This is a genomic window from Limnohabitans sp., from assembly GCF_046052765.1.
In the GTDB taxonomy this organism is placed as follows: domain Bacteria; phylum Pseudomonadota; class Gammaproteobacteria; order Burkholderiales; family Burkholderiaceae_C; genus Limnohabitans.
The window spans coordinates 1-11,311 of the sequence record NZ_JAVLFQ010000043.1 but is presented as its reverse complement, the minus strand read 5'-3'; the positions used below and the strand labels follow the sequence as shown (position 1 = coordinate 11,311).

Here is an 11,311-nt window from a genome sequence, read left to right as displayed (position 1 = left end):
CCACCCCCGCCGACATCGATTCACGCAAAGCCGCGTGGCGATTGCTGACCACCTTGCTGCTCATGCTGCTGGGCAACAGCGGCATGTACGCTGTGTCGGTGGTGTTGCCGACGGTGCAAACCGAGTTCGGCATCAGCCGCGCTGACGCGTCCATCCCCTATACCTTGTGCATGTTGGGCTTTGGTTTCGGCGGCATGTGGTTGGGGCGTTGGGCGGATCGCTTTGGCATCGCCCGCGTGTTGGCCGTGGGCGCAGCCGGTGTGGCGGGTGGTTTTGTCTGGGGGGGTATGGCGGGCGGCATCGTCGGCTTTGCATTGGCGCAAGGCCTGATGGGTTTGTTGGGTATCGCGTCCACATTCGCGCCGCTATTGGCCGACACCGGTCAATGGTGGAACAAGCGCCGCGGCATCGCCGTCGCGGTGTGCGCGAGTGGCAATTATTTGGCCGGCACTTTGTGGCCGCCCATCGCGCAATGGGGCGTGATGCACATCGGTTGGCGCAGTACGTATGTGTGCATAGGATTGTTTTGCGGTGTGGGGATGGGCTTGCTGGCTTTGCGCATGCGCGAGCGTCCGCCGCAACTGGCACATGCACCCGTCAGCCACACCGGTGTGGTGGCCTCAGACCAGCCGTTTGGTTTGTCGGTATCGCAAGCGCAATGGCTGCTCAGTCTGGCAGCCGTCGGTTGTTGTGTGGCCATGGCCATGCCGCAAGTGCATATCGTGGCGTATTGCAGCGACTTAGGTTTCGGCGCGGCACGTGGCGCGGAAATGTTGTCGCTGATGTTGGCTTGCGGCATCGTCAGCCGCTTGGTTTCAGGTGCGATTTGCGACCGCATCGGCGGCATACGCACTTTGCTGCTGGGCTCGGTGTTGCAAGGTATTGCGCTGTTGATGTTTTTACCGTTTGACGGGCTGGTGCCGCTGTATGTGGTGTCGGCGATGTTTGGTTTGTTTCAAGGCGGCATCGTGCCGTCTTACGCCATCATCGTGCGCGAACATTTTCCGGCGGCGAGTGTAGGGGCTAGCACCGGCACCATCATCATGGCCTCGCTGGTTGGCATGGCATTGGGCGGTTGGTTGTCCGGCAAAATTTTTGATGTCAGCGGTTCTTACCACGCGGCGTTTATCAATGGCGTGGCGTGGAACGCGTTGAACCTGATGATCGTGTGGTGGTTGTACAGGCGGTGGAAAACGTATCAGGTCTTACGCGCCACAAACACATAACGGTTCAGGCTGAAGAAATAACCGCCTGCGTCTGCCATGCTGCTGACATCGGCTTGCCAATCGGCAACGAGTTGCGGACCGTAGTCCTGCAAACCGCTGACAAACGATGCGATGAAACCCATCATGCCGCCGCTGAAAGTGTCGATGCTGTAATTCATGTTCAAGAGCGGAATCGTGTGCACTTGCACATCGACAAAACCCGCACGCTGCATGCGCTGTATCAGCGTACGCGGCAATTGCGGATGCGGAATATGCTGGCTCCAGCCTAGCATCATGCGCCGCATGCGCGCTTCGTCACGGCAAGCCCATACGCATGACTCCCAGTCTGTGTCGACCAGCAATACCTGCGCGGCGGGTTTCATCACCCGCGCGAGTTCATGCAAAGCATTGTCAATGTCAGCCACGTATTCATACACTTGCGTGGCCAGCGACACATCAAAGCTGGCATCCGCAAACGGCAGTTGCAACACATCGGCTTGGTGAAACGCTACTTGCTTGGCATCGGCGCAACGGCGCGCGGCCAGTTGCAACATGGGCGGCGCGATATCGATCGCGTCCACATGTCCGCTACCACCCACGGCTTGCGCCAGCGCCCAACTGGTGAGGCCAGGGCCGCAACCGATATCCAGCGCTTTCATACCCGGCTTGACATCTAACAGTTGAAAAATCTGTTCGCGCTGTTGCACCACATCGGGTGTGAGGTAAATTTTTTCCAGGCGCTCGGCGCCAGCCACATCAAATTGCGCCAGCGTGCTGTCTGTATCGCTCATGTATGTAACTCCAAATAACTTTCAAACACCGCCACATGCACTTGCGCAGCCTCTGCGCCTTGCGGCCACAAATGCGCGGCTTCAAAACGCACATCGTAGGTCGGTTCATCGTCGGCATGCAAGCCATGACCGTGCGCATCCGCCAACGGATAAGCCGGTGATTGACTGATGACCACGCCATGTTTGCCGCGTATGTAAGCGGGCATGCGCACATGACCAGACACATGCTCATCGCGCACACGCACGTGATCGCCTGGCAGAAAAGAGACGCGGTTGGCGTGGTTGCTACGCCCCGCGGCTGAGGGCATGGCCAAGGGATATGCACCGCCTGCGAGTTGCTCCAGTTCTTCGCGGGTCACCAACCCTTTTTCCACGCACAGCGTGGCCAGACTGGTGAGCGAGCGTTCGTAATAACCGGCGCTCAGGTAATGCTGCGGTGTCATGCGCTCGATCGCATGGCGGTATTCGTCCATGTTGAACACACCGCTTTTCACCGCCAAGCTGTACAAAGCATTCGCCCGCACTTCCCATTCCGCATGAAACACCGCCGCGTCGCGGCTGTGTTTCACCTTGCCGAAGCCTTGCTTGCCACCCATGTCGTGCATGCCGTCCATGTGTTTTCCTTTAAATCAATGCCACGCCGATCAGCGCGTCCTTGCTGATCAGCGCCGTGAGTTGATCCACCGTCATGGCGTCGGTGCCCGACGGGCGTTGCGGCATCACCATGTACCGCGTATCGGCGGTGGTGTCCCAGACGCGAATTTGCGTTTGCGCGGGCAAGTCCAAGCCCATTTCGTGCAACACTGTGCGCGCTTCGCGCACCACGCGCGAACGGTAAGCCAGGTCTTTGTACCAATCCGGTGGCAAGCCGATGAGGGTGAACGCGGTGCATGAACACAAGGTGCAACAAATCACGTTGTGTATGTCGGCGGTGTTTTCCAGCACGACGAAATGGCGGTGGTGCACAGGCATGCTCAAACCCGCTTCGCGCACCGCGGCCATGCCATCGGTCATCAACAACTGTTTGAACGCAGGGTCAGTCCATGCGCGTGCAATCAAACCTGCGCCATTGGCCGGCACCCAATGCTCGTGCGCCAGTTCGTCAAACGCCTCTATGAATTCGGCAGGCTGCATACCGTGTCGATGCAACACAGTTTGTATGGCGTCCAGCCGTTGTTCGATGCTGGCAATCGGTGTGGGGTCGGTGTTCATGGCAGGGCCTTGCGCGAATGTCTGAGAATCATGTTACCGCCACATCCATTGCCACCATGAGCCTGTCTTCTGTCCAAGCATTTTTTCAAGCATTGCAACTCGATATTCCGATTTTGGAAACCAAGGCCAACACCGCCACCGTGGCGCTGGCCGCAGCCGCGCACGGCGTCGAGCCCGGGCGCATCGCCAAGACATTGGCGTTTCGCTTAAGCGATGGCCGCGATGTGTTGGTCGTGGCTCGTGGTGACGCGCGCATAGACAATCTGAAATTCAAAAGCGCATTGGGCAACGGCAAGATGCCAAGCCAGATAACTCGCTTGCTGAAACAAGAGAGGCGCCTGAGATAGCAGTCAGGTCATTAGCTTTCATGCGCTTGCGCCAGCTTGTTCATTTTTTACTCAGACATGAAAGTTGGTCTGATGGCAATGAAAGCCCCATATTGAATTATTTTGCTATTGGCCTGCTTCCGGCAATCGCTGACAAGTTACGAAACGATTAAAGTCTGTATCTGCCAGACTAACTTTTCATTTAATTGATCGCTGTCCACTTAACCTCAAACTGGCTCAAACGATTTAGTGTCATTACACATATTTTTTAAATCACGCCTATCACCAACATCATGGCTCTGTCGACCGCGCGCATTTTTTCAACTTCCAGTCGACCAAAGGTTTCGCCAACTTTATGACGCGGCAAAGTTGACAATTTATCCACCATCACTTGTGATATTTGAAGCAATCCATTCGACGGCGTAGGTTCTAAAGTGACTCTGAAATCTGCTGTGCGCATATCGCTGGTCACGGGACACAGCACCACGCTGTCAAGTTCGTCCAGCAAATCGTTTTGAATGACGAGTGCAGGACGGGGTTTTCCATAGTCCCCAGACAATGACACCGTGACTAGGTCCCCACGTTTTGTCATTGCCAGCCCTCAACGAGGCCAGCTGCTTCTGTGGTCATGCCCAATACGTCTTTTTCTGCAGCATCCTCTTTCAAAGCAAGACATTGCAAACGCAACTCGGCGACGTAGCTGTTCGATCGCGTATCAGGTACCCAAAATTGCACTGGTCTAAGCCCAGCTGCACGCATACGCTCCCTGGAGCGAGCCACTTTAAGTGCTGAGTTGTTGAGGTTTGACATAAGGTTTTCCTTGATAAGTCGGGCCATATTTGGGTAACATGTTACCTCTGCTAATGAATTTTTTCAAGCAAATCAAATCGTAAAGCTCTTTAATTCAACCTTATCGCAACCGTCTTCCCTACCGCCCTGGCCGCCTTGATCAGCGTATCCAATTGAATAGACAAATTATCCGGATCAAGCACCCGGTCTAGTTGAGACCGGCTCGTCACCATGCGCTGAGCCATAGCCACCTTGCTGATATTTCCAGTTTGCATGGCATCACTCAGTTGTTCGGCCAATGCCCGCTTTAGGGCGCGGGCTTGCACTGCTTCATACATGCCATCTTCGATCAAGAAGTCATCAAAGCTGCTTCCTGAATGCTTGTTGGATTTAGTTGTTTTGCGTGAGTTTGTTTGTTTTAAGGAAGTGTCTCTATGCGTTTTTTTAAAAGTGTACTTTTAAAGGTACAAGTCATGCAAGCAACACGCCCTCAATAAGTCTCCAACTGCAACCTGCCCTCTTGCTTCAATCTCTCGGCGACAAAAGTCCAATCCAAGCCCGCACCCACCGCAATGTCATGCAAGGCCTGCAACACACCCTCTTCCATGGCTTTCAAGCCGCAGACATAAAAATGGGTTTGCGGGTCTTGCAGTAAAGCGGCCAATTCGGTGGACGCGTCGCGCATCGCGTCTTGCACATAGCGTTTGGGTGCGCCGGGCGTGCGTGAATACGCAAAGTGAATATCGATGAAATCTTTGGACAGTTTTTGCAACGGTCCGAAGTAGGGCAACTCTTGCTGTGTGCGAGCGCCAAAAAACAACATCAGCTTGCCGCCTTGAAATTTGCCGTTCGCTTGTATGCGTCTGCGCCACTCGGTCATGCCGCGCATGGGTGCACTGCCCGTGCCGGTGCAAATCATCACGAGATGGCTGCCGGGATGGTTGGGCATCAAAAAACTGCTGCCGAACGGGCCAATCACTTGCACGCTGTCGCCGGTTTTCAAGTCGCACAAATAGTTGGATGCCACGCCTTTCACAGCTTGACCTTGGTGGTCTTGCACGACACGTTTCACCGTCAATGACAAATTGTTGTAACCGGGGCGTTCACCGTTGCGCGGGCTGGCTACTGAATATTGGCGTGCATGGTGCGGCTTGCCGTTCGCGTCCACGCCGGGCGGCACGATGCCCACCGATTGGCCTTCGAGTACAGGAAACGGCATGCTGCCGAAGTCCAGCACGATGTGGTGCGTCTCGTTATCTGTTCCTGCTTCATTCACTTGCATATTGCCCACCACCGTCGCAGTGATCGGCGACTTCGGGGCATGCAAATTCGTGTACGGATGTGCTGCTGACCACGGCGGCAAGGTGGCGCCCAAAGAGGCGGCATGCACTACGGTGGCGGTAGCGGTGGCGGTGACCGGAACAGAAGTAGCCGCTGTTTCAAACGCCGTGCTGCCCGACACTTGCGAAGCGGCAGACACCGCCTCCACACTTTGCGCGGCGGGCAGTTCATCCCAGGACAACTGCTCTGCCAAGGTGTAGGCCTTGCTGCGCAACACCGGCAACCAATGGTCAATCGAACCCGTAGGGCACGGCGGCACGCAAGCCATGCAGTGGTTGCACTTGTCCGCATCGACCACATAGTTGCGGCTGTCGTGCGTGACTGCGCCCACCGGGCAGGTAGCTTCACAGGTGTTGCAGCGTATGCACACCTCGGGGTCGATCACGTGTTGCTGTAGCAGTTCGGCGGTGTCTGTGCTCATGGCTTTGTTTTTGGATGATGTTGTAGCGATTGTGTCTGCAAATGTTTGGTGGCTTTGTTTGTCACGTGTCTGCGGAGTGGTGGTTTGTGAGTGCAGGAATTAAGCTGAACGCAGGTTTTGGCTGAGCACAAGGAAACGCAGGCCGGGGCCGAGTTCCTCACGCGCAAGCTGGAAACTGCGCATTAAAACATGCTGGGTCGCAGCGTGTTGGCAGCGGCAGGCGGGGTGACGATTTCAGCTTGCTGCATGAGGAACCCTGCCTGTCGTTGCCGCCAAACGGGTTCAGCACTTAAGTTCATGAAGACACAAACTTCACTGTCGCCAAGCAGGTTCAGCTCAAGAGCAAAACCTTGCATGCCACTAACGCCGTTCGCAGCGTGTTGGCAGCGACAGGCAGGGTGACGATTTCAGCTTGCTGCATGAGGAACCCCGCCTGTCGTTGCCGACGCGCGGGTTCAGCACTTAAGTTCATGAAGACACAAACTTCACTCTCGCCAACCGGGTTCAGCATTCAAGCGAAGATCAGTTGAAACGCACATACTCAAAATCCACAGGCTGACGGTTGATACCGATAGCGGGCGGCGCAATCCAGTTGGCGAATTTACCTGGCTCTGCCACACGCCCCATCAGGCTTTGTACAAACGCACGGTCTTCGGCTGTCGGCAACCATTCGCCGACCTTGGCGCTCCATTCCTGCTCGGACACCACGCGGCCATCGGGCGACACCTTGGCGCCAGACAACGCGCCAATATTGCGGTGAAACGCTTTGTGCGGCACGCTCAAACGGTGCGGCAAACCGGCTTTCTCAATCACACGGTTCCAGCGGTCCACACCACCTACCGAGTCTTTGATGTAGTCGTCGCGCAGCACTTCGTTCAACGCATTCAACATAGGCACTTCTTTTTCCTGCAATTGCCCATTGACCACGTTCAACACTTTGTATGTCTGACCGCGCAACACATGGTCGTCATCGCGCTTGCTTTCTTCGTAACGGCCTTTGATACCTGTCGAATAAAAAGTGGCTGCATTGCTGGACTCGTCGGCACCGAACAAATCGATGGTCACGCTAAAGTGGAAATTCAAGTAACGCTGAATCGTCGGCAAATCAATCACGCCAGCCGCACGCAGTTTGCCGACATCGTCGGTTTTGAGTTCGTTCATGGCGGCGCAAGTGCGCTGAATCACACGGCTGATGCCTGACTCACCGACAAACATGTGGTGCGCTTCTTCGGTCAGCATGAATTTGGTGGTACGCGCCAGTGGATCGAAACTGCTTTCAGCCAACGCACACAACTGGAACTTGCCGTCGCGGTCGGTGAAATAAGTGAACATGAAAAAGCTCAACCAATCTGGCGTTTCTTCGTTGAAGGCTTGCAAGATGCGCGGGTTGTCTTCTTGGCCACTGCGACGTTCGAGCAGTGCTTCGGCTTCTTCGCGACCATCGCGTCCAAAATGCTTGTGCAACAAATACACCATGGCCCACAAGTGGCGGCCTTCTTCCACGTTGATTTGAAACAGGTTGCGCAAGTCGTACATGCTGGGCGCGGTTTTGCCTAAGTGGCGTTGCTGCTCAACAGACGCAGGCTCGGTGTCGCCTTGCGTGACGATGATGCGGCGCAAATTGGCGCGGTGTTCGCCGGGCACGTCTTGCCAGGCCTTTTCGCCTTTGTGGTCGCCAAAGTGAATCGTGCGATCGGCTTCGCCTTGGTTCAAGAAAATGCCCCAACGGTAATCGCGCATCTTCACATGACCGAACTGCGCCCAGCCTTGTGGGTCCACGCTGACCGCAGTGCGTAAATACACCTCGTTATCGGTCGTGCCTTCAGGGCCCATGTCGTCCCACCAGTTGATGAAATTGGGTTGCCATTGTTCCAAGGCCCGCTGCAAGGTGCGGTCGCTGCCAAGGTCGACGTTGTTAGGGATTTTTTCGCTGTAGTTAATGGCTGACATGAGAGACTCCAGAGTGTTAAAAAAAACCAATTAATTGGGGGTCAGACTCCAATTAATCCTTGATGTAATTGGGGGTCAGACTCCAATTAATCCTTGATGAAATGTGAGGGTAATTAATTGGTCTCTGACCCCAATTAATCAAACGCGGTTCAGGTCGAAGGCGGCTTTCTCGCCCTTGCCATAGACCTTCAATGCACCTTTGTCACCCACCGCATTCGGGCGGTTGAATATCCAGTTTTGCCATGCCGACAAACGGCCGAAGATGCGTGTTTCCATAGACTCTTTCTGGCTGAATCGCAAATTCGCCTCCAACCCTGTCAGCGAATCTGGTGACATGGCTGCGCGTTCTTCGATGGCAATGCGTATTTCATCGGCCCAGTCAATATCATCCGGCGCGACAGTAACCAGACCCAAGGCCAAGGCTTTGTCTGCGTCCAACGCCTGACCAACCACGCCACGTAATGCTTCCATCGGCGCAGTCTCTTCGTAAAACCGGCGCTGCAACCGGGATTGGTGGTTCACCATAGGGAACACACCGAAATTCATGTCGCTCAAAGCCATATGAGGCGCGGTGTCTGGCGCATCAGGCAACGCCAACATATAAACACGGTCTGCGGCAAACGCCAACTCAGCCAGCGTGCCGACAAAGCAAGAACCCTCGTCGATCAATGCAAACATAGAGCGAGAAGACACATCCAACCGCGCCAAGCTACGTCTTAACAAGCCTATGGTTTCGTTTACCAGCCAATGGTCTTGGTGCTGCATCAAGACAGCGTCAGATTGCTGTGCCAGCCTTGCGTCGCCTTGTGTGCGCAACAACCAAGTGCCTATGTCGAGTTCATTGGTTCGCAAACTTAATATCGCATCATCCAATTCACGCGCCATTTGCAAGGGATACCAGCTGTCACCCACGGCATGTATCTCAGCAACAGCAGTGAGCACCTTGTCCACAGGCGCAGACACACACAGCGTGGCCGTGCGTTTTTCGCGGTCGATGTCGACCTTGACATAGGTGTAGTGCAAGCTGTTTGCGCTCAGGGTTTTCTTCAAAGGATGGAGCTTCACACCCTGACCTTTGGCAGCCACACCTGCGCGTTGGCTGCTGGCAGCCAGTTGAGCGGCATGCGCTGACACGGCTGGCGTGAATTGTGCGGGTTTGGCTATTGCATCGACCAAACGCCATTCGACGGCTCGCTGTCCGCGCACACCTTCGACGCTGGTGCAAAACACATCTGCATGGTCATGTCGCACATGGCGCTTGTCAGTGATGCGGGTCAAGCCACCGGTACCTGGCAACACACCGAGCAATGGCACTTCTGGCAAAGACACGCTGCTGGAGCGGTCGTCGACCAGCAAAATTTCATCACAAGCCAAGGCCAACTCATAACCGCCACCGGCACAAGCGCCGTTGACCGCCGCCAGAAATTTCAAACCGCCGTGGCGACTGCTGTCTTCAAGACCGTTACGTGTTTCATTAGTGAATTTGCAAAAGTTGACCTTCCACGCATGGGTGGACAACCCCAGCATGAAGATGTTGGCGCCCGAACAAAAAATTCGATCCTTCAAACTGGTGACCACCACAGCTTTGACCTCTGGGTGCTCGAAGCGCAACCGCTGTACCGCATCGTTCAACTCAATGTCTACGCCCAAGTCGTATGAGTTCAGCTTCAATTTATAGCCTGGCAGTATGCCGCCATCCTCTTGAATATCCAAGGCCAAGGTAGCTACCTCGCCGTCAATGCCCAAGGACCAATGCCGGTATTGTTCAGGACTGGTTTCGTAGTTAATAGTGGGTAGTTGATGCATGGTTTCGTTTTCTTTCACGGTGTTCAAGCCAATTTCAATGCAAACTTCAATGCATAGCTCAATTCGCTCACGCATGCTTTCAGCGACTTGGCACTGGTATCAAAGCTTTGGTGAGCTTTGGCATAAAACGGGGTTCTTTCACTCAATATGTGTTTCAAGTCTTCCAAGGCTTGCGAACTGCCTGCCATGGGGCGCATATCCCCTTGTGCCATGACCCGGTTCAAGTGATCTTCCGGCTTGGCTTGCAGCCATATGGTCGTGCAATTAGCCAACATTTTCTCCAAGGCTTGGTTGTCCATGACGATACCGCCAGTGGTGGCAATCACCATCGGCAAATCACTGGACAAGGCATCTTCTAGGGCGCGAAACTGGTAGCGCTGGTAAGCCAAGGGGCCATACAAGCTGTGAATTTCATGGGTGGCGCATCCCGCCAGTTTTTCTATTTCACGGCTTAATTCAATGAACACCACATTGAGCTCAGTGGCCAGTTGCGAGCCTATGGTGGTTTTGCCAGCGCCACGCAAGCCCACGAGTGCCATTTTTTTGCTGCTTCGATGGGGTTTGAGACTCAATAGCTGCGTCAGAAAAGTGTGAATCATGTTCAGTTCTGACGTATCCCTGCCCATCAACAACTGATTGATTGACTTGAGTTGCGGGTGACGCACATTGAAATCAGACAACAAATCGGTGATCTCGCAATCAAGCGCTTGCGACACCTGAAGCAGAATCATGATGGAGGCATTGCCCGTACCACTTTCCAAAGAAGCCAAATGACGTTCTGACACATCTGCAGCCAACGCCAACTCCTTGCGCGTCCACTTGCGTTGGCTGCGCAACCAACGGACTTGGTGGCCAATCACTTGCAGCAGCGGGGAATACACAGGGGGTTGAGCGGTGGTCATGGTTGCATTTTAATACACTTATTTTTGCAGGCATCATAATCACGCTAGATTATATGCATTATCTTGCATTATTTCATATGATTTAATCATTTATGTAACAAAATTTGTATTTTTAGATTCTTTATAGTTGTTTAGAAATTGGAATAACTATATTATTTAGTTACTTTCAATCAACTATGGAGAATTTAAATGTTCCAATCAGAAGTTAAGCAACTGCGGTTGCTGACAAAAAAACAAGCTATCAAACAAAAAGGCTATCCAACACGCGTTTCACGATGTGGGCGACATCATCATGCGCCAGCGTACCCGTGGTTTACTCAATGTACTGACGTATTCACACCGCTACGTGATTCCCGCTCAGGCCAACAAATACAACGGTGAGTCCCGCTTGGTGCCCTGAGGGTTTCCCTCAAGTGTCTTTAGACACCTTGATACTAGGGAATTTGGACGAAAAATCTTTAGCTTTGGCCGCCACTTTCACGGCGAGTTGACGCGCCACCGATTTGTAGATGCCTGCGACTTCGCCATCGGGGTCTGCCACCACACTGGGCAAGCCGCTGTCGGCTTG

The 11,311-nt window shown here is 54.1% G+C and carries 13 protein-coding genes and 1 pseudogene; 2 read left to right on the top strand and 12 right to left on the bottom strand.

The features are described from left to right. Positions 1–1,226: MFS transporter (locus tag AC9UG7_RS05335; RefSeq protein WP_509585209.1), on the top strand; the 1,226-nt coding region annotated here is incomplete at its 5' end. Here AC9UG7_RS05335 and AC9UG7_RS05330 read toward each other — a convergent pair. Genes AC9UG7_RS05330 through AC9UG7_RS05320 form a run of 3 tightly spaced genes read right to left on the bottom strand, consistent with a single transcriptional unit; the run spans position 1,199 to position 3,208 of the window. Further along, entirely contained in the window at positions 1,199–1,996 is a 798-nt protein-coding gene (locus AC9UG7_RS05330; RefSeq protein ID WP_509585207.1) for a methyltransferase domain-containing protein, read from the bottom strand. The genes AC9UG7_RS05335 and AC9UG7_RS05330 overlap by 28 nt on opposite strands. Beyond that, complete coding sequence (gene nthB, locus AC9UG7_RS05325) at positions 1,993–2,610, bottom strand: nitrile hydratase subunit beta (RefSeq protein ID WP_509585205.1); 618 nt, start codon at positions 2,608–2,610, stop codon at positions 1,993–1,995. The genes AC9UG7_RS05330 and nthB overlap by 4 nt, the downstream gene beginning before the upstream one ends. Positions 2,611–2,620: 10 nt before the next feature. After that, positions 2,621–3,208 (bottom strand): nitrile hydratase subunit alpha, encoded by a 588-nt coding sequence (locus tag AC9UG7_RS05320; RefSeq protein WP_509585204.1) that lies wholly within the window; start codon positions 3,206–3,208, stop codon positions 2,621–2,623. A gap of 17 nt (positions 3,209–3,225) precedes the next feature. Between AC9UG7_RS05320 and AC9UG7_RS05315 the strand changes: the two genes are divergently transcribed. After that, a complete protein-coding gene (locus AC9UG7_RS05315; RefSeq protein ID WP_509585201.1) occupies positions 3,226–3,555 on the top strand; it encodes a YbaK/EbsC family protein in 330 nt (109 codons plus the stop codon). 247 nt (positions 3,556–3,802) lie between these two features. On the opposite strand, the gene AC9UG7_RS05310 is transcribed toward AC9UG7_RS05315, so the two are convergent. From AC9UG7_RS05310 to AC9UG7_RS05270, 9 genes and pseudogenes are all read right to left on the bottom strand, one after another. After that, complete coding sequence (locus AC9UG7_RS05310) at positions 3,803–4,126, bottom strand: type II toxin-antitoxin system PemK/MazF family toxin (protein WP_509585198.1); 324 nt, start codon at positions 4,124–4,126, stop codon at positions 3,803–3,805. Beyond that, positions 4,123–4,344 carry an antitoxin MazE family protein gene (locus AC9UG7_RS05305; RefSeq protein ID WP_509585195.1) on the bottom strand — a complete coding sequence of 74 codons (222 nt, stop codon included), beginning with the start codon at positions 4,342–4,344 and terminating at the stop codon, positions 4,123–4,125. Before AC9UG7_RS05305 ends, AC9UG7_RS05310 begins: the two co-directional genes overlap by 4 nt. 89 nt (positions 4,345–4,433) lie before the next feature. Continuing rightward, positions 4,434–4,661, bottom strand: coding sequence for a Fis family transcriptional regulator (locus AC9UG7_RS05300; protein WP_509585192.1), 228 nt, complete (start codon positions 4,659–4,661; stop codon positions 4,434–4,436). A gap of 152 nt (positions 4,662–4,813) precedes the next feature. Then, complete coding sequence (boxA, locus tag AC9UG7_RS05295) at positions 4,814–6,085, bottom strand: benzoyl-CoA 2,3-epoxidase subunit BoxA (protein ID WP_509585190.1); 1,272 nt, start codon at positions 6,083–6,085, stop codon at positions 4,814–4,816. Between the two features lie 182 nt (positions 6,086–6,267). Beyond that, a complete protein-coding gene (locus AC9UG7_RS05290) occupies positions 6,268–6,441 on the bottom strand; it encodes a hypothetical protein (protein WP_509585188.1) in 174 nt (57 codons plus the stop codon). 166 nt (positions 6,442–6,607) lie between these two features. Then, complete coding sequence (gene boxB, locus AC9UG7_RS05285; protein ID WP_509585185.1) at positions 6,608–8,035, bottom strand: benzoyl-CoA 2,3-epoxidase subunit BoxB; 1,428 nt, start codon at positions 8,033–8,035, stop codon at positions 6,608–6,610. A gap of 138 nt (positions 8,036–8,173) precedes the next feature. Then, the gene (boxC, locus tag AC9UG7_RS05280) at positions 8,174–9,841 is read right to left on the bottom strand and encodes a 2,3-epoxybenzoyl-CoA dihydrolase (protein WP_509585212.1); all 1,668 of its coding nucleotides are present in this window, start codon (positions 9,839–9,841) and stop codon (positions 8,174–8,176) included. Between the two features lie 23 nt (positions 9,842–9,864). Beyond that, positions 9,865–10,743 (bottom strand): helix-turn-helix transcriptional regulator, encoded by an 879-nt coding sequence (locus AC9UG7_RS05275; RefSeq protein ID WP_509585182.1) that lies wholly within the window; start codon positions 10,741–10,743, stop codon positions 9,865–9,867. A gap of 409 nt (positions 10,744–11,152) precedes the next feature. After that, positions 11,153–11,311: pseudogene (locus AC9UG7_RS05270) on the bottom strand (iron-sulfur cluster carrier protein ApbC); the annotation flags it as partial.